This is a genomic window from uncultured Microbacterium sp. (genome assembly GCF_947489255.1).
Classification (GTDB): domain Bacteria; phylum Actinomycetota; class Actinomycetes; order Actinomycetales; family Microbacteriaceae; genus Microbacterium; species Microbacterium phycohabitans.
Genome location: NZ_CANLCY010000003.1, coordinates 494,397 through 511,655, shown reverse-complemented (window position 1 = coordinate 511,655; position 17,259 = coordinate 494,397). Strand labels below are relative to the sequence as shown.

At 70.8% G+C, this 17,259-nt stretch carries 18 protein-coding genes; 13 read left to right on the top strand and 5 right to left on the bottom strand.

Annotated features, from left to right (window positions below):
* Positions 1-59: 59 nt before the first annotated feature.
* From Q0818_RS09775 to Q0818_RS09750, 6 genes are all read left to right on the top strand, one after another.
* Positions 60-455, top strand: a complete 396-nt coding sequence (locus tag Q0818_RS09775; protein ID WP_136587559.1) for a metalloregulator ArsR/SmtB family transcription factor — start codon at positions 60-62, stop codon at positions 453-455.
* A 137-nt stretch (positions 456-592) separates the two neighbouring features.
* The gene (locus tag Q0818_RS09770; RefSeq protein ID WP_298873979.1) at positions 593-784 is read left to right on the top strand and encodes a helix-turn-helix domain-containing protein; all 192 of its coding nucleotides are present in this window, start codon (positions 593-595) and stop codon (positions 782-784) included.
* Positions 785-867: 83 nt separating this feature from the next.
* Entirely contained in the window at positions 868-966 is a 99-nt protein-coding gene (locus Q0818_RS09765) for an AURKAIP1/COX24 domain-containing protein (RefSeq protein ID WP_003792170.1), read from the top strand.
* A 114-nt stretch (positions 967-1,080) separates the two neighbouring features.
* On the top strand, positions 1,081-1,374 hold the full coding sequence (locus Q0818_RS09760; protein ID WP_298873977.1) for a rhodanese-like domain-containing protein: 294 nt from the start codon (positions 1,081-1,083) through the stop codon (positions 1,372-1,374).
* Positions 1,375-1,415: 41 nt separating this feature from the next.
* Entirely contained in the window at positions 1,416-1,694 is a 279-nt protein-coding gene (locus Q0818_RS09755; RefSeq protein WP_298873975.1) for a glutaredoxin family protein, read from the top strand.
* The gene (locus Q0818_RS09750) at positions 1,691-1,993 is read left to right on the top strand and encodes a Dabb family protein (protein WP_298873973.1); all 303 of its coding nucleotides are present in this window, start codon (positions 1,691-1,693) and stop codon (positions 1,991-1,993) included. The genes Q0818_RS09755 and Q0818_RS09750 overlap by 4 nt, the downstream gene beginning before the upstream one ends.
* Before the next feature lie 55 nt (positions 1,994-2,048).
* On the opposite strand, the gene Q0818_RS09745 is transcribed toward Q0818_RS09750, so the two are convergent.
* Together Q0818_RS09745 and aspS are read right to left on the bottom strand one after the other, a co-directional pair.
* Complete coding sequence (locus Q0818_RS09745; RefSeq protein ID WP_298873971.1) at positions 2,049-3,113, bottom strand: ABC transporter ATP-binding protein; 1,065 nt, start codon at positions 3,111-3,113, stop codon at positions 2,049-2,051.
* 83 nt (positions 3,114-3,196) lie between these two features.
* The gene (aspS, locus tag Q0818_RS09740; RefSeq protein WP_298873969.1) at positions 3,197-4,555 is read right to left on the bottom strand and encodes an aspartate--tRNA(Asn) ligase; all 1,359 of its coding nucleotides are present in this window, start codon (positions 4,553-4,555) and stop codon (positions 3,197-3,199) included.
* Between the two features lie 177 nt (positions 4,556-4,732).
* Here aspS and Q0818_RS09735 point away from each other — a divergent pair, with 177 nt between their 5' ends.
* From Q0818_RS09735 to ccsB, 7 genes are all read left to right on the top strand, one after another.
* Positions 4,733-5,122: a DUF6264 family protein gene (locus Q0818_RS09735; protein WP_298873967.1), complete on the top strand. Its 390-nt coding sequence runs from the start codon at positions 4,733-4,735 to the stop codon at positions 5,120-5,122.
* A gap of 109 nt (positions 5,123-5,231) precedes the next feature.
* Positions 5,232-5,912, top strand: a complete 681-nt coding sequence (locus Q0818_RS09730) for a DedA family protein (protein ID WP_298874253.1) — start codon at positions 5,232-5,234, stop codon at positions 5,910-5,912.
* A 79-nt stretch (positions 5,913-5,991) separates the two neighbouring features.
* Entirely contained in the window at positions 5,992-6,633 is a 642-nt protein-coding gene (locus Q0818_RS09725) for a histidine phosphatase family protein (RefSeq protein ID WP_298873966.1), read from the top strand.
* On the top strand, positions 6,633-7,238 hold the full coding sequence (locus tag Q0818_RS09720; RefSeq protein ID WP_298873964.1) for a TlpA disulfide reductase family protein: 606 nt from the start codon (positions 6,633-6,635) through the stop codon (positions 7,236-7,238). Before Q0818_RS09725 ends, Q0818_RS09720 begins: the two co-directional genes overlap by 1 nt.
* Entirely contained in the window at positions 7,235-7,984 is a 750-nt protein-coding gene (locus Q0818_RS09715; protein ID WP_298873962.1) for a cytochrome c biogenesis CcdA family protein, read from the top strand. The genes Q0818_RS09720 and Q0818_RS09715 overlap by 4 nt, the downstream gene beginning before the upstream one ends.
* Positions 7,985-7,997: 13 nt before the next feature.
* On the top strand, positions 7,998-9,926 hold the full coding sequence (locus tag Q0818_RS09710) for a cytochrome c biogenesis protein ResB (protein ID WP_298873960.1): 1,929 nt from the start codon (positions 7,998-8,000) through the stop codon (positions 9,924-9,926).
* A gap of 4 nt (positions 9,927-9,930) precedes the next feature.
* On the top strand, positions 9,931-10,938 hold the full coding sequence (ccsB, locus tag Q0818_RS09705) for a c-type cytochrome biogenesis protein CcsB (protein WP_298873958.1): 1,008 nt from the start codon (positions 9,931-9,933) through the stop codon (positions 10,936-10,938).
* Positions 10,939-11,095: 157 nt separating this feature from the next.
* Here the strand turns inward: ccsB and Q0818_RS09700 are convergent, their stop codons facing one another.
* The 3 genes from Q0818_RS09700 to Q0818_RS09690 all read right to left on the bottom strand — a co-directional run bounded on the left by Q0818_RS09700 (position 11,096) and on the right by Q0818_RS09690 (position 17,197).
* Positions 11,096-11,854 (bottom strand): DUF559 domain-containing protein, encoded by a 759-nt coding sequence (locus Q0818_RS09700; RefSeq protein WP_298873955.1) that lies wholly within the window; start codon positions 11,852-11,854, stop codon positions 11,096-11,098.
* Between the two features lie 373 nt (positions 11,855-12,227).
* Positions 12,228-14,312 (bottom strand): YhgE/Pip domain-containing protein, encoded by a 2,085-nt coding sequence (locus tag Q0818_RS09695; RefSeq protein WP_298873953.1) that lies wholly within the window; start codon positions 14,310-14,312, stop codon positions 12,228-12,230.
* The gene (locus Q0818_RS09690) at positions 14,309-17,197 is read right to left on the bottom strand and encodes an MMPL family transporter (protein ID WP_298873951.1); all 2,889 of its coding nucleotides are present in this window, start codon (positions 17,195-17,197) and stop codon (positions 14,309-14,311) included. Before Q0818_RS09690 ends, Q0818_RS09695 begins: the two co-directional genes overlap by 4 nt.
* Positions 17,198-17,259 lie beyond the last annotated feature (62 nt).

Here is a 17,259-nt window from a genome sequence, read left to right as displayed (position 1 = left end):
CTTCGGTGCTCGAACCCGAATCATGGTACTCGGGCCGGGGCGCGGGCTAATCTGATGCCATGGCGGACATCTTCGACGTGATCGCTGACGGAACGCGTCGCGACATCCTTCAGTTGCTCCTCGACCGCGCGACCGGCGGTGAGCGGGGCACGAGCGTCTCGCAGATCGTGGCGGCGCTGGGGGTGAGCCAGCCGACGGTATCGAAGCACCTGAAGGTGCTGCGCGAGGCCGAGCTCGTCTCCGTGCGCGAGGAGGGTCAGCACCGCTACTACAGCCTCGCGGTCGCTCCGCTCGACGAAGTGGACGACTGGCTGGTGCCCTTCTTCTCCATCGACGAGGAGAATGAACCCGCCCTCCCGGAGTCCGCCGTGCACGCCGCCGAGGTCGTCGGCCGGGCCGCGGCGTCGGTCAAGCACTCCTTCTCCACGGCGTTCCGCAAACTCCCCGGGCGGTGATCGCGCGGATGCCGGTGGCCTGGCATCCGGAATGCACATTCGTCACAGGGGTCCCATAGGTTTACAGCCGTCGCGCCCAGACTCTAGAGTGTGCTCAGCATCAGGAGGGTGAGTTCACCCGGAACGAGGGGTGAGCGATGGCCGAGCTGCCGGACGTGCGGTTCTTGACGGTCGCCGAGGTCGCCGAACTCATGCGCGTGTCGAAGATGACGGTCTACCGTCTGGTGCACGCGGGCGAGCTGCCGGCCGTGCGGTTCGGACGCAGCTACCGCGTGCCCGAATCGGCCGTCGTCGAAGCCGTGCAGCGACCGGTGTCCGGCGTCGGCTAGACTGATCCGAGGCTTTTTTCCGAACGCCTAGTGTTCCCGGGCGCCGACATCGGCACCCAGACCCCGACTTAGTGAGGTTTTCCGTGGGTTCTGTCATCAAGAAGCGCCGTAAGCGCATGGCGAAGAAGAAGCACCGCAAGCTGCTTCGCAAGACTCGTCACCAGCGCCGCAACAAGAAGTAACGCGGCCACCACACCGAGCGCCTGTCCGATGCGACGGGCGCTTCGTGTATCCGTGCGCTCGTGCACCTGCGCGGCGTCGTCGGCGTCCGCCCGTTCGTCTCTCCGGAGGAAAGCATGCAGTCCATCTCGATCCACGACCTGCACGCGGGGCGCGAGCGTCCCCTCATCGACGTGCGCGAAGAGCACGAGTACGCCGCGGGTCACGTGCCCGGCGCCGTGAACATGCCGATGTCGACCATCGGCGAGCACCTCGACGAGCTCCCGGGGGAGCCCTTCGACGTCATCTGCCAGGCGGGCGGGCGCTCTGCCCGCGTCGTCGAGGCGTTGTCGGCTCGCGGTCACGACGCGACCAACGTCGAGGGCGGCACCGGCGAGTGGATCGCCGCCGGTTACGACGTCGAAGCCTGAGCCTTCGTCCCGGGCCGGTCCACGCCTCCTAGGATGGAGGCGTGACGACCCTCACGCTGATCGGCAAGCCCGAGTGCCATCTGTGCGACGTGGCCGAGCAGATCGTCGAGAGCGTCGTCGACGGCCTTCCCGCCGACGTGGCGGAGCGCGTCGAGATCGAGCACGCCTCAATCGCCGACGACCCCGCGCTCTTCGCGACGTGGTGGGAGAAGATCCCGGTCGTCCTCATCGACGGCGACCTGCACGCGCACTGGCGCGTGTCGGCCGACCGTCTCCGTGCCGCGCTCCTGGCGGCAGACCCCGAAGGAGCCTCGTCGTGAGCATCCGTCACATCGTCCTGTGGAAGCTCGCGGCCGACGACGCCGACACCCGTGCGCTGCACGCCGAGCAGATCGCCGAGCGCCTCCTCGCCCTGCGCGAGGTCATCGACGACATCGCGCACCTCGAGGTGGGCCGCAACGTCGCCAACCCGCAGTCCAACTGGGACGTCGCCCTGCTCAGCGAGTTCGCCGACGTCGACGCGCTCGAGCGCTACCAGGTGCACCCGGCCCACCAGGAGGTCGCGGGCTTCGTCCGTTCGGTGGTCGCCGAGCGGTCCTGCGTCGACTACCCGTTCTGAGCGGTCGCCGCGCGGCATCGACATCGCGTGGCGGCGGGCGCGCCGCCGGTAGCGGTCAGTCGAGAGGGCGCACCGTCGCGGGTACGGCCGCGAGGGCGATCCGCACGGCGTCCCGGTCGTCGACGCGCTGATCCGGCGCATGTTCGACCACCACGCGGCTGCCGTCGCTGGTGAGCACGGTCGAGCGCCGGACGCTGCCCAGGAACGTCGTCTCCTCCACCACGGCATCCACGCCCGGGGCATCGGGGCCCACCAGCAGCACGTTCTCGGGCCGCACGACGACCTCGCAGTGCCCGTCGTGGGCCGAGCCCGCGAGGGGGAGCTCCTGCCCCCAGACCTCGACGACCACTCCCTCGACGATTCCCGGCACCGCGCTCACCGGACCGAGGACCTCGGCGACCGCCGCGTCCGCGACGCGTGCGTAGACCTCGTCGGGGCTGCCCGCCGCGACGATGCGTCCGGCGTCCATGACGACGAGGTGGTCAGCCACCGCCGCGCCCTCGGTGGTGTCGCGCGTGGCCCACAGCGTGGTCACGCCGCGGGCGCGGAGCTCGCGGGCCAGGCGATCGCGCGTCTCGGCGCGGGCGCTGGTGTGCAGGGCCGCAAGGGCATCGTCGAGGACGAGCGCGCGAGGGCGCGAGGCCAGTGCGCGGGCCAGGGCCCAGCGTTGACGGTCGCCGTGCGAGAGACGGTGCACGCCCTTGTGGCCCGTGGTGAGCCCGACGAGGTCGCAGAGGCGGTCGGCCTCGGCATCCGGATCGATGACGCCCGCCTGCCGGGCGGCGGCCACGATCGCGGCACGGGCACGACCGAAGCGCGCGACGGGCGCGCGGTCCCGCACTTCCGCGACCCGCGGCGCCGCGGGGCCCACCCGCCCCTCGATCGTCACGGTGCCGGCGTCGGGTCGCTCGGCTCCGCCGACCAGCCGCAGCAGCGTGGAGGCTCCGCACCCGGAGGGCCCGACGAGCCCGACGATGCTGCCCGGGGCGACGTCGAGGTCGACGTCGTCCAGGATGACGGTCCCCGCCCGCTCTCGGCGCACGCCGCGGAGGGCGATGGTCCAGCCCGTGGGGCGCGACGCGCCTCTCGACGGGGGATCGAGCGGAGTGACGGCGACCATGACCCGACGCTAGACACACCGGATGACACGACGACGCCCGGGGGGTGAACCCCGGGCGTCGTCATTGCATCCGTCGTCTCAACTCACGGAGCCAGGCGCGTCGGTCCGCGGAACAGGTAGGTGACCTCGCGGATGGAGGACTCGCCGAGCAGCAGCATCAGCACACGGGCCAGGCCCATGCCGAAACCGCCGTGCGGGGGCGCGCCGAAGCGGAAGAAGTCCAGGTAGAACTCGAGGTGCTCGGGGTCGAGCCCCTTCTCCTTCGCCTGCTCGACGAGGACGTCGACACGGTGCTCGCGCTGCGCGCCCGTGGTGATCTCGACGCCGTTGAAGAGCAGGTCGTACGACTTGGTGAGCCCGGTCTCCTCGTCACGCATGTGGTAAAAGGCGCGGATCTCGGGGTGGTAGTCGGTGATGAACACGAACTGGTGACCGTAGGTCTCCTGCACGTGCGCCGCGATCTGACGCTCGCCCTCGGGGTCGAGGTCGCCGTCGGTGCGGGGGATCTCGTACCCGCGCGCGGCCACGATCTCGCGCGCCTCGGCCAGCGGGATGCGCGGGAAGGGCAGGGTCGGAACCTGCACCTCGAGACCGAAGAGCTCCTGGATCTCGGCGCCGTGCTTGTCGGCGACGGCCTGGAAGGCGGTCTGCAGGAGCTCCTCCTGCATCCGGGCGACGTCCTCGTGCGAGTCGATCCAGCTGATCTCGGCGTCGATCGAGGTGAACTCGGTCGCGTGACGACTCGTGAACGACGGGTCGGCCCGGAAGGCGGGCGCGATCTCGAAGATCTTGCCGAAGCCGGCGACCTGGGCCATCTGCTTGAAGAACTGCGGGCTCTGCGCGAGGTAGGCCGTCTTGTCCTCGAAGTAGGGCACCTCGAACAGCTCCGCGTTCGACTCCGACGGGGAGGCCATGAGCTTGGGCGAGTGCACCTCGATGTAGTCGCGCTCGACCCAGTACGTGCGCATGGCGTGCTCGAGCGTCGTCTGCACGCGGAAGATGAGGTTGTTCCGACGCTGACGCAGGTCGAGGAAGCGCCAGTCCATACGCTTGTCGGGGCTGCTGTCGGCGGCGATCGGCGTCTCGGGGTTCGCCGCGGCGGCCACCACGAGTTCGCCGACCTTGATCTCGACGCCGCCGAGCTTGACGCGCTCGTCGTGCTTGAGCTCTCCGCGCACCGTCAGGAAGGTGCCGGTGGCGAGCGCGCCGATCGTCTCGGTCAGGGCGAGGGCTGCGGCATCCTGTTCGGGAGCGGGCTCGCCCTCGGCGGAGGGGGCGGCCGGACGCGTCGCCGGGTTGACCAGCTGCACGGCGCCGGTCTCGTCGCGGAGCACGACGAACTGCACCTTCTTCTGATCGCGCACGGTTTCGACCCATCCCGACACCTCGACAGCGCCGGCGGGGAGGGATTTCAGCTGGTTGACCAGGACGCGTTCGCTCACGATCGACCAGTCTACGTGCGGGCGGTGTCGGCCCCACCCGCCATCGGCGGGCGTCGGCCCCCGGTTCCTTCCGCCTCGGCCCTCGTGCGCGGCGGAAGCCGCGACGCGGAGGGCGCGCGCGGACCGTGCGGGCGCGGAGGCGCCGGGTCGGGACGCGGCATCCCTATGATGGCGCTCGTGACGTTCTCCCTCCCCCCGGAGTCGTTCCGGACGCTGCGTCCGGAACCTCGGGGTCGTGCCCCGCGGCCCTGGGACGTCGCGACGACCATCGTGCTGCTGGTGCTCCTGCCCCTCCTGGCGCTCGGGGCTTCCTACGCCGGAGTGGTCCTCGCCTACGCCGCGGACGTCTGCGGGACGCAGGCGTGCGACGCGGGCCTCATGAACCTCGGGTTCTGGATCGCGGTCATCGCGCCGTGGGTGATCCTGCTGATCGGGGTCGTCGTGGCGATCGTGCGTCTCGTGCGGCACCGCCTGGCGTTCTGGGTGCCGCTGGTGGCGATCGTGTCGATGGTCGCCGTGTGGTTCATCGCCGCGGCCCTCGTGGGCGCCGGGGTATCGGCATCCTGAATCGTTCGGGGGCAACCCCCAGGAATCACGCCTGACCGGGACGTAGCCTGGCTCGTGGGCGCCCGGACGGGCGGCCGATCACCGAGCGCGAAGGCACCCGATGACCGACATGTCCCTCTCCCTCTCCCCGCTGCGGGCCGGCTCCGGTTCGGCGGAGGGTGAGTCCTGGCTCACCTCGCTCGCGGACTGGACCGTGTCGCTCATGGAGGTCATCGGCCCCGTGGGTGCCGGCGTCGCGATCGCGCTCGAGAACCTCTTCCCGCCGCTGCCGAGCGAGGTCGTGCTGCCGATGGCCGGGCTCACCGCCAGCCGCGGCTCGTTCACGCTCTTCGAGGCCCTGCTCTGGACGACGCTGGGATCGGTCGTGGGCGCCTTCGCCCTCTACGGTCTCGGTCGGTGGCTGGGTGCGGCCCGACTGCGCGCCTTCGCCGCGAAGATGCCGCTGCTGCACCCCGAGGACGTCGACCGCACGGTCGCGTGGTTCGAGCGGCACGGGGGCAAGGCGGTCTTCTTCGGGCGCATGATCCCGATCTTCCGGAGCCTCATCAGCATCCCGGCGGGTGTGGCGAAGATGCCGCTGTGGCGGTTCGGTCTGCTGACGGGCGCGGGCAGCCTCATCTGGAACACGATCTTCGTGCTCGCGGGATACCTGCTGGGCGAGAACTGGCACATCGTGGAGGAATACGCCTCGATCCTGCAGTACGTCGTCATCGCCGCGGTCGGCATCGGCGTCGCCTGGTTCCTGTACTCGCGCGTCCGCTCGCTGCTCGCGGCACGCAGAGACGCCTGACCCGACGGGATATCTCCACGTCGAGGCAACCGGCATCCGGACTCAGTCAGACCACAGAACCCGCGCCTAGACTGGGATCGTGCCCGCCGATCGCCTTCATCTCGTGCGCCACGGAGAGGTTCACAACCCCCGTCGCGTGCTCTACGGTCGGCTCCCCGGATTCGGTCTGAGCGTCGACGGCCGGCGCATGGCGCGGCAAGCGGCCGAGTACGTCCACAGCCTCGAGCGCCCCGTGAGCGCACTCGTGGTGTCGCCCCTGCAGCGCACGCGCGAATCGGCCGAGCCGTTCGTCGAGCTGTTCGGGGCCGAGCCGTTCATCGACGATCGGGTGATCGAGCCCACCAACGTCTTCGAGGGGCGCCGCATGAAGCAGGCCCTCGCGAACCCCCTGAACTGGCGTCACCTGAGCCGCCCCGCCGTGCCCAGCTGGGGCGAGCCGTACGAGCGCATCGTCGCCCGCATGGTCGCGGCGATGGATGACGCCTGGAACCGCGTGCCCTCGGGCGACGTCGTCGTCGTCTCGCACCAGCTCCCCATCTGGGTGACCCACCTCGCCCTGTCCCACCAGCCCACCCGCCACGACCCGCGCAAGCGCCGCTGCGCACTGTCGAGCGTGACGAGCTTCGAACGGCGCGACGGCGCCGGCGGTCCGCGGTTCGTCGAGGTGGCGTACGCCACGCCGGCATCGACCGCCGGCGCCGTCGACGTAGGAGCCGTGTGATGCGCCGAATCCTCACCGCGGCCGGGGCGGTCTTCGCCTCCGCCGCCCTCATCGCGGGCCTGGCGGCCTGCAGCGCCGACCCGCTCGCGGACCAGTACCGCGCCGGCGACAACAAGGGCTACATCGCCGCGAACGGCTTCCAGACCAAGGAGATCGCGGCGGACCAGCGCGGCGAGCCCGTGGACTTCTCGGGCACGCTCGACAACGGCTCGCCCGTCTCGAGCGCCGACTTCGCGGGCGAGGTGCTCGTGGTCAACTTCTGGTACGCCACGTGCGGTCCGTGCATCATCGAGGCTCCGCGTCTCGAGCAGGCGTACCAGAGCTTCCAGGGTCAGGATGTCTCCTTCCTGGGCATCAACACCTACGACCAGCCCGCGACGGCGCTGTCGTTCGCTCGCGACCACGGGGTGTCGTACTCCAGCGCGATGGCGGTCGACGACGCCCAGCTCAAGCTCGCGTTCAGCAAGGCGACGCCGCTGAACGCCACCCCCACCACCCTCGTGCTCGACAAGCAGGGCCGCGTGGCCGCCCGCATCGTCGGAGAGCTGCCCGAGGCGTCGATCCTCGAGGCGATCGTGCGCACGCTCGTCGCGGAGAGCGCGTGAACCCCGGCGCCCTCGTCTTCGACGGCGCTCTGTGGGTGGCGGTGCCCATCGCCCTTGCGGCGGGGCTCATCTCGTTCCTCTCGCCGTGCGTCCTGCCGCTCGTCCCGGGCTACCTGGGCTACATCGGCGGTGCCGTCGCCCCGCGTGGGGGCTCGGCATCCGGGGCCGGCCGCGGCCGACTCCTCGGGGGCACCCTGCTGTTCATCGCCGGGTTCACGGTGGTGTTCATGGCGATCAACGTCCTCGGGGGGACCCTGGGGCGGTTCTTCATCGAATACGCCGACGTCATCACGCGCGTCATGGGCGTGGTGATCATCCTGATGGGGCTCGTCTTCATCGGGTTGTTCGGCCTCGCGCAGCGGTCGGTGCGGATGCAGTCGCGCGGCAACATGGGGCTCATCGGCGCTCCGCTGCTGGGCATCGCCCTCGGCATCGGCTGGACGCCGTGCATCGGGCCGACGCTCACGGCGATCCTGTCGGTGTCGTACAACCTGGGCGACCCCGGCCGCGCGGCGCTGCTCGGACTCGCGTACTCGCTGGGCCTCGGCATCCCGTTCGTGCTCCTCGCCCTGGGGCTGGGGTGGGCGACGCGCTCGGTGTCGTTCGTGCGCACGCACATCCGCGTCGTCAACCTCATCGGCGGGGGTCTGCTCATCGTCCTCGGCCTGCTGATGGTCACGGGCCTCTGGGGGCAGTGGATGTCGATGCTGCAGGGGGTGATCCAGGGTGTCCAACTCCCGCTCTGATCGAGGGAACACGATGACCGACCCGCTGCGTCCGTCCGACCACGCCGACTCGACCTCCGACGACGTCACCCAGCCGCGGCTGGGCGTCGTGGGATGGCTGCGGTGGGGATGGCGGCAGCTGACGAGCATGCGCACGGCCCTGGTGCTGCTGCTCCTGCTCGCGATCGCCGCGGTACCCGGCTCGCTGGTGCCGCAGCGCAGCGCCGACCCCAACGGCGTCACCCAGTACTTCACCGACAACCCCGACCTCGCGCCGGTGCTCGACAAGCTGAGCCTGTTCGACGTCTACACCTCGCCCTGGTTCTCGGCGATCTACCTGCTGCTGTTCATCTCGCTGATCGGCTGCGTGCTCCCGCGCACGAAGCACCACTGGAAGGCCCTGCGCTCGCAGCCGCCGCGCACGCCCGCGCGGCTGTCGCGTCTGGACGACCACCGCTCCCGCACGATCGCGGTCGACGCGGACGCGGATGCGGATGCCGTGGCGGCGGCCGCCGTCGAGAGCGCGGCCGTGCAGCTGCGCAAGAGCGGCTACCGGGTGGCGCGGTACGACGGTCGCGGGACCTTCTCGGTCTCTGCCGAGCGCGGTTACCTTCGCGAGACCGGCAACCTGCTCTTCCACGGCGCGCTCGTGGGCGTCTTGATCGCCGTCGGCGTCGGCGGGGGCTTCACCTACACCGGTCAGCGCGTGCTCGTCGAGGGTCAGGCCTTCGCGAACAGCCTCCTGGACTACTCCTCGTTCAACCCGGGTCGCTTCGTGAGCGGAGACACCCTCACGCCGTATTCGATGACCCTCGACCAGTTCGACGTCACCTACGTGCCCCCCGGGCAGCCCGGATCGGGGCAGGCGGGCGATTTCGTGGCGCACGTCACCACGCAGGCGCCCGGCGGAGACCCCCAGGACGGCGAGGTGCGCGTCAACCACCCGCTCGACGTGCAGGGCGACCGCGTCTACCTGCTGGGCAACGGCTACGCCCCGACCGTGACGATCCGCGATGCGCAGGGCAACGAGGTGTTCCACGACTCGGTCGCCTTCCTCCCGCAGGATGCCAACATGACCTCGCTCGGCGTCATCAAGGTCGCCGACGGTCTTCCCGAGCAGCTGGGCCTGCTGGGCTTCTTCTACCCGACGATGGACGTGCTGCCCTCGGGCGCCCTCACCTCCACCTACGGCGCCCTCGAGTACCCCACCCTCACGCTGCGCGTGTACGAGGGCGACCTCGGGATCGACGACGGCACCCCCCGTTCGGTCTACACGCTCGACCCCTCGGGCATGACGCAAATCGCGGGCGGCGACAGCGGGAACCCGGCCATCCAGCTCATGCCCGGCCAGACGGAAGACCTGCCCAACGGCCTCGGCACGATCACGTTCGAGAACGAGGCGCCCGCGGGTGCCGTCGGGTACGAGGGATCGGTGAAGCGCTTCGCGTCGCTGTCGATCCACCGCGATCTCGCCGGACCCTGGGTTCTCTCCTTCGCCCTGCTGGCTCTGCTCGGTCTGCTCGCCGCGCTGTTCGTGCCGCGTCGGCGCATGTGGGTCAAGGCCACTCCGCAGGGTGACTCGGTGCTCATCGAATACGCCGGTCTCGCCCGCGGTGAGGACCCCACGCTCGCGGCGGCCGTCGATCAGCTCGCCGCGAAGCACGGGGGTTCGCTTCCCGAGGCGTCCGGCTCCGCCGTCGCCGGGGGTGCCGGTGCGGCGCCTGCGCGGGCGGCCGCGTCGGACTCCGCCGACGCGGGTGGCGCCGGTGCGGCGTCTGCGCGGGCTGCCGACTCCGCCTCCGCCGAGACGGGCGGTGCCGCAGCGGCCGACCCCGACCCCGCCTCCGCCGATGCGGGCGGTGCCGGCGCTGCGCCTGCGCTGGCCGCCGACTCCGCCTCCGCCGACGGCACGGCATCCACGACTCCTCCCCAGAGCCACCCCGACACCGGAAAAGTAGACTGAGACCATGCCCGGAACCGACCCGCTTCTCCTCGACGAGATCTCCCTCCTCCTGGTGTGGACGGCGGTCGCCATCTACGTGCTGGCGTTCATCGCCTACGCCATCGACCTCGCACGCCGCTCCGACCTCGCGCTCAAGGCGAAAGACGAGGTCGTCGCACGCGAGCTCGTGACCGCGGGCGGCGGGGGAGTGATCTCCGCGGGTGGCGGGTCATCGGCATCCACTCCGGCGGCGAAGCCCCGCTACCTGTGGGCGCGACTGGGCACGGTTCTGACGGCGCTCGGCTTCGTCTTCCACCTCGTCGCAACGGTGCTGCGCGGAATCGCGGCTGAGCGCGTGCCGTGGTCGAACATGTACGAGTTCGCCATGACCGGCCTGCTGCTGATCATCGCGGTCTACCTCGCCGTGCTCACGCGGTACGACCTGCGCTTCCTGGGCTCGCTCATGACCGGCCTCGCGGTGCTGCTGCTCGGCGGCGCGACGCTGGCTTTCCACGTCGAGGTCGTTCCGCTCGCCGACCCGCTGAAGTCGGTCTGGCTCGTCGTGCACGTGTTCGTCGCGAGCCTGGCGACGGCGCTGTTCGCCCTCGCCTTCGGGCTCTCCGTCGTGCAACTCATCCAGACGCGGCGCGAGCGAAAGCTCGCCGAAGCCCCGGTGGATGCCGCACCCAAGCGCAGCTTCCTGCGCACGGTTCCGAACGCCGACGCCCTGGAGTCGCTGGCCTACCGCTTCGCGATCGTCGGCTTCATCTTCTGGACCTTCACCCTGATCGCCGGTTCCATCTGGGCGAACGACGCGTGGGGTCGCTTCTGGGGCTTCGACACCAAGGAAGTCTGGACCTTCGTCATCTGGGTGCTCTACGCGGGATACATCCACGCTCGCGCGACTCGCGGCTGGCGCGGCACGCGATCGGCGTGGCTGTCGATCATCGGCTTCACCGCGGTGCTGTTCAACTTCACGATCGTCAACGTCTTCTTCAAGGGCCTGCACGCCTACAGCGGCTTGACGACGTAAGGCGCCGCGTTTCGCTTTCGGGCCCGTCCGGCTGTCGCCGGGCGGGCCCTTCGCGTGGGGAGCCTGTCGTGTGGCGCAGTTCGGCGTCGCATCGGCCGGTCGGCACCGCATCGGGTCGACCTGCCATGGCCGAGTGTCCAAAACACCCGGACCGTTCTCATTTCGGTCCGGGTGTTTTGGACGATCGATCGCCTCGGGGGCGCCAGCCGCGGGAACGGAGGGCGCGGTCAATGGGTGCGACGACCGATCGAGCGGGATCGCGAAGATGGTGGTCGACGACGCGTACCAGCAACCATCCCTGAGCTGCGATGGCCGGCCAGCGGTCGGCATCCCGTTTGAACTGCGCCAGCTCGGCGTGCTGTCTCCCGTCGTACTCCACGGCCACTCGGTACTCGGGATAGGCGAGATCCAGGCGAGCCAGGAAGCGCCCGTCTTCGTCGCAGAGGTCGATGTTCAGCTCGGGCTCGGGCAGACCCGCTCGCACGACGATGAGACGCACCGCCGTCTCCCTGGGTGACTCGGCGCCCGGCCGGAGAAGCGGCAACGCTTCACGAAGACGACTCACTCCGCGCCGCGTGAGGCGCTGGGCTGCCTCCTCGAGGTCGACGCGTTCCGCAAGCTGCCGTGTGAGGATGGCATCGCCGATGGCGATGAGCTCATCGACGGAATTCAGTGCACCCAGCTGTGCCCAGGATTCGGCTGGGGTGGGAACCGGGAGGCCGTGTCGGAGCGTCGACAGCTCGATCGGCAGGTCGAGGCGGTGGCCTGTGACGCCGCGCGTTCGCGGCTCACGATCCGGTGGGCGAGCTGAAACATGCAGGCTCTCCGAACCGCGTGTCGGCAGGGGGAGGCCCCATAAGGCAGCCGCCGTGGTGTGGCTGAAGAATTGGGCCGCAGTCAGACGCGGCTCATACATGCGACACCGAGACAGGACGTCCTCGGTCGTGGCGTCCGCGAGCGCTCGGACGCCGTGAAACGCGGCTCGAAGGTCGCGTGCGGCTAGCCGATCGCGGGGCACTCCCCACTCCCGCGCCTCACGAACGGTGAACGCGCGCCCCAGCTCTTCCGGAAGAGATCGTCTTCTCATCCGTCGAGCACAGCGCGGGGAGGCGAGCCCTGGCGCCGAGTTCTTCGGCATCCGTGGATGGATTACCCCTCAGCTGCGCTGGGGAGGAGCCCCGGGATTCGGACCCGCCCGCGTCTACGCCGGATGGACACTCGTCTGAGAGCGGCGCGCCGTTCGGTCGCGGAGTCCCGGGCTGGGCCGACGGCGCTCGCGCGGCGCGCGGTTACGCGGGCTGGGCGGCGGCGCGGGCGGAGGTCGTGCGGCGGCGCACCACGATCAACGTCGTCGCGATCAGCGACAGCACGGCCCACACCACGAACCCGGCGACACCGGCTCCCACTCCGCCGGCCGACGACAGGGCGCCGAGCATCGCGTCATAGGCCGGGGCGGTGGGCAGGAGGGATGCCACGGCGGCCAGCGCGGGCGGCACGGTCGAGACGATGCTCGCACCCAGGGCGAGGGCCCCGATCACGGCGGCGATCCATCGTCCGGCCCCGCCGAACACCGCGACGAGAGCCTGGTGAACGGCGGCGAAGGCGATGCCGGCCGCGACGCAGACGAGGGCGAAGAGGGCCCAGTCGCCCCAGTCGTACTTCGACGCGATCTGCACGACCGCGGCCACCAGCAGGCCCTGCACGGCGCCGACGAGTGCCGCCGGGGCGAAGCCGCGGAGCGCCACCAGAGCGGAGGGACGACGGCTGGTGAGAGCGCGCGCCGACACCGCCTGGAACGCCACGAACGACGCGAGCCCGCCGAACCACAGCACGGCCATGGCCAGCAGCGGAACCGCCGCGAGGCCGAACAGCGAGTTGTCGGCACCGGTCGCCGACACGGGATCGGCCACGACGTCGGCGAGGGTTGTCGCCTGGGTGTCGGTGTACGTCGGCAGCTGCGCGACGGCGGAGTCGAGCCCGTCGGCGAGCGACGAGGTGCCGGTCGCGACCTGGCCCACGCCGTCGGCGAGCTGCGCCGCTCCGTCTTCGGCGCCGGTGGCTCCGGATGCCAGCTGCGCGGCGCCCGAGCTGATGGCAGCGGCACCCGTGCCGAACTGCTTCGCGCCGTCGGCGAGCTTCGTCGCACCTCCGGCGATGCCGTCCATGCCGCCGGCGAGCGTGCCGAGACCGGACGCCGCTTCACGGGCACCGCCGGCGAGGCCGGTCGCACCGTCTGCGAGCTGCTGGTTGGCATCGGCGATGGCGCGGATGCCGGCGGGCAGCTGCGAGGCCTGGCCGGCGAGGTCGCCGATCCGCGTGACCGTCTGCGTCGCCTGCGGGAGGGCCTCGTTCGCGGCATCGGAGGCGTCTCGCAGTGCCTGGCACTGTTCGGGAGTGCCGGTGCAGTCGGCGGCGGCTTTCTGCAGGGCCGCTGCGGCGTCGACGAGGGCCGTGTTGACCTGCGGAGCCGCGTCTGCGAGCTTCTGCGCGTCGTCGGAGAAGCCCGGGGGGATCTGATCGGCCAGACCGTTGATCTGCGTCGCGAGCTGCTGATTGCCCGCTGCGATCCCATCGGCCCCGGTCGCGAGCTTGTTCACGCCCGCCGCGGCATCCCGCGTCCCGTTCGCGAGGGCGGTCGAGCCGGAGGCGAGCTGCGTCGCCCCGTCGGCGAGCGGACCCGCGCCGGCCGCGAGCTGCGACGCCCCGTCAGCGAGGCTCGAGGCTCCGCTAGACAGCTGTCCGAGCCCGTCGCGCAGATCGCCCGCGCCGGAGGCAGCCTGCGAGGCGCCGTCGGCGAGCTGGTGCGCGCCGCTGGCGGCCGTGCCGAGCTGGTCGCTCAGCGTGGTGAAGCCGAGGAAGACGTTCTTCAGATACTGCGACGACAGCTCGCCGCCGTACACACTGGTCGCGGTGGTGGCGAGCGCGGAGGTGATCGCGCCGTCGACGACGCGCGCGTCGGGGGCCGTCTGCACCCCGATGGTCGCCTTGACCGGCGTCTCGCCGGGCCGCGTCGAGAGCGAGGCGGCGGTGAAGTTCTCGGGGATGGTCACGACCGCGGTGTAGGTCCCGTCGGCGAGACCGGCCGCGGCATCCTGATCGTTCGAGATGACCCAGTCGATGTTGCTCGGCTGGTCGGCGGCGCCCTTCACGAGGCCGCCGGTGAGCTGTCGACCGAGGGGGACGAGCTGACCGTCGAGCTCGACGGCCTTGTCGTCGTTGACGATCGCGGCGGTGATGTTCTCGAGCCGGTCGGTGGGGTTGTAGAGCGCGCCGACCAGGATGCCGCCGATCACGGCGGGCAGCAGCAGCACGCCGATCAGCGTCAGCCAGGTGACGGGGCGGCGCGAGCGGGAGCGCTCGACGGGGAGAGTCATGCGAACACCTCGGAGAGATCGGCGTAGGTTTCGGGTTCGGCGCGGTGCCGGCGGGGTGTGGGCAACGGCAGGGATGCCACGTCGGGACGGTGCGCCTCGGACAGCAGGGCGAGGGCTCGGCGCTCGTCGCGAGCGGAGACGACGAGCGTGAAGGGCGACGACGCGTCGTCCGAGCGTTCGCGGGCCTCGACGGCGGCACGGCGGAGCACGTGCGCGACGTCGTCGCGGGCGTCGTCGTCGAGGCGGTCGATGTCGGACACGACGACGATGCGCGTTCCCCTGGCGACGGCCTGGGCCACGTCGGCCTCGGCGGTGTCCGGGTCGTCGAGCAGGGCGACACCGACGCGGGCGCGCACGGCACCGGCGCGCTCGGGCACCAGGAGTCCGTCGACGCGAAGCTTCCCCTCGATCGTCGACAGACGACCGGCGAGGGCGAGCAGGAGCGTGCGCGTGGTGCGCGTCTCTCCGGTCACGAGCAGCGTGCCGCCGTAGCCCAGGCGCAGCGACACGTCGCGGAACACGGGTTCTTCGGCGTCCGAGAGGACGCTGGTGCGCAGGTCGTCGGCGGCGATCGCCGTCGCGGGCTCGGAGGGCCAATCGGCGAGGTGCACCTCGCGCTCGACGGCCTCGCCCTCGACGTCGAGCTTGGGCAGGATGCGGTCGAGCCAGCGCGGCATCCACCAGGCCTTCGCGCCCAGCAGCGCGAGGATCGCCGGCACGAGGGTCATGCGCACGAGGAACGCGTCGACCGCGACACCGACGGCGAGGCCCAGGGCGATGGGCTTGAGGCTCGAGTCGCCCTCGGGCACGAACGCCACGAAGACGGCGAACATGATGACCGCGGCCGCCACGACGACGCGGGCGGATGCCGCGAACCCGCTGCGCACCGCGCCGAGCGCCACCTCGCGGGGCGTGCGCCCCTCGCGCTTCGCGTGAACGTAGTCCTCGCGCATGCGCGAGACGAGGAAGACCTGGTAGTCCATCGCGAGGCCGAACAGCACGCCCATGACGACGATCGGCATGAAGCTGATGATCGGCCCGACCTTCGCCACGTGCAGGGCGTCGGCGAACCAGCCCCACTCGAACACGGCGGCGACGACGCCGAACGACGCGGCGACCGACAGCAGGTATCCGCCGGCGGCGGTGAGCGGCACCCAGATCGAGCGGAAGACGATCATCAGCAGCACGAGGGAGAGTCCGACGACGAAGAGGCCGAAGGGCAGGAGCGCGGCTCCGAGCTGGTCGGAGATGTCGATCGTCACGGCGGTGTAGCCGGTGACGAGCAGACGCACGCCGAATTCGTCGTACAGGCGGTCTTCCTGCGCGCGGAGCTCGCGAACGAGATCGGCGGTGCGGGGGTCGTCGGGCGCGGTCTCGGGGACGATCTGCACGATGCCGGTGTCGGCGGTCTCGTTGGGGGTGGCCAGGGCCACCTCGGCGACCCCGGGGATCTTCGCGATCTCGTCGCCGATGCTCGTCATGAGGTTCAACGGGTCGTTCGAGGTCACGATCGTGCCGGTCATGATGAGCGGCCCGTTCGCACCCGGCCCGAAGTACTCGTCGGTCAGCTCGTAGGCCACGCGTGCCTCGTCGCCCTCGGGCAGCTGGCCGGCGTTGGGGAGGGTCAGAGCGAGCGACGCGGCCGGGATCGCGGTGACGCCCAGCAGGCCGATGACGGCGACGGTGGTGACGACCGGGTGCCGGGTGACCAGGCCCACCCACCGCTTCGCGGGGCCGTTGCGCTGAGCGCGCACGGCCGCCGTGGTGGCGCGCCGCAGACTCTCGGCGGCGGCCTCTTCGGCGGCGGCCGCGTCGTCTTCGGCGGTGGCGGTGCGGGACCGCTTCTTCGCACGCTTGTATCCCCACCCGACGACGCGGTGACCGGCGAAGCCGAGGAAGGCCGGCGTGAGAGTCAGCCCCACGCACACCGCGATCGCGACCGCCACGGAGGCCGCGATGCCCATGGTCGTGAGGAAGGGGATGCCGGCGAAGCTCAGCCCGATGAGGGCGATGAGCACCGTGATCCCGGCGAACACCACGGCCGAGCCGGCGGTGCCGACCGCGCGGGCCGTGGACTCCTCGGGGTCCATGCCCGCTCTCGTCTGGTCTTGATGTCGCGACACGATGAAGAGCGCGTAGTCGATGCCGACCGCGAGGCCCAGCATCACCGCCAGCAGCGGGGTCGTCGACGACACCGTCGCGAAGCCGGTCGCGATGAAGATGAGGGCGATCGAGAGGGCGACGCCCAGGATCGCGGTGGCCAGCGGCATCCCGGCCACCAGGAACGAGCGGAACGTGACCATCAGCACGAGAGCCGCGATGAGCACGCCGAGGGCTTCGGTGAGGGAGGCGCCGGGGATCTCGGTGGCGAAGAGTTGCCCGCCCAGCACGGCCTGCGAACCCGAGGGGAGAGCCTCTCCGAGGGCCGTCGCGGCCTCGCGGAGTCCGTCTTCGGTCGCCTGCGGAACCTCGGTGGCCTCGCCCGAGAACTGGATGCGGACGATGGCCGCCCGCTCGTCGTCGGAGATGCCACCCGAGATGCGCGTGTCGTAGGGGTCGGTCACGGCTTCGACGAAGTCGAGACCGCCGATGTCGCTCGTGGTCTTCTGCACGGCGTCCTGATACGCCGGATCGGTGACCTTCGCTCCGTCGGCGGAGACCACGATGATCTCGGCGCTCGCACCGCTCACCTGGGGGAAGGTGCGCCCGAGCATCTCGAGACCCGCCTGCGACTCGGTGCCGGGGATCGCGAAGGTGTTGTCGGTGCCCTTCGCGAACAGCGCGACGCCGCCCCCGGCGATCACGAGAACCAGCAGCCACGCAGTGAGGACGCGCCACGGGTGGCGGAACGACCAACGCCCGAGGGTGTACAGGAATGTCGACACGGTAGCTCCCAGATCGGTGAACGGGTCGATACATCACCGTATCGGATACAACAATGTATCCT

Bases quoted from the DNA above. Each gene is read 5' to 3' on its own strand.
- Q0818_RS09775 (WP_136587559.1), top strand. From the start codon at position 60: ATGGCGGACATCTTCGACGTGATCGCTGACGGAACGCGTCGCGACATC.
- Q0818_RS09770 (WP_298873979.1), top strand. From the start codon at position 593: ATGGCCGAGCTGCCGGACGTGCGGTTCTTGACGGTCGCCGAGGTCGCC.
- Q0818_RS09760 (WP_298873977.1), top strand. From the start codon at position 1,081: ATGCAGTCCATCTCGATCCACGACCTGCACGCGGGGCGCGAGCGTCCC.
- Q0818_RS09745 (WP_298873971.1), bottom strand. From the start codon at position 3,113: ATGGTCGCCGTCACTCCGCTCGATCCCCCGTCGAGAGGCGCGTCGCGC.
- Q0818_RS09730 (WP_298874253.1), top strand. From the start codon at position 5,232: ATGTCCCTCTCCCTCTCCCCGCTGCGGGCCGGCTCCGGTTCGGCGGAG.
- Q0818_RS09720 (WP_298873964.1), top strand. From the start codon at position 6,633: ATGCGCCGAATCCTCACCGCGGCCGGGGCGGTCTTCGCCTCCGCCGCC.
- Q0818_RS09710 (WP_298873960.1), top strand. From the start codon at position 7,998: ATGACCGACCCGCTGCGTCCGTCCGACCACGCCGACTCGACCTCCGAC.
- ccsB (WP_298873958.1), top strand. From the start codon at position 9,931: ATGCCCGGAACCGACCCGCTTCTCCTCGACGAGATCTCCCTCCTCCTG.
- Q0818_RS09700 (WP_298873955.1), bottom strand. From the start codon at position 11,854: ATGTATGAGCCGCGTCTGACTGCGGCCCAATTCTTCAGCCACACCACG.
- Q0818_RS09695 (WP_298873953.1), bottom strand. From the start codon at position 14,312: ATGACTCTCCCCGTCGAGCGCTCCCGCTCGCGCCGCCCCGTCACCTGG.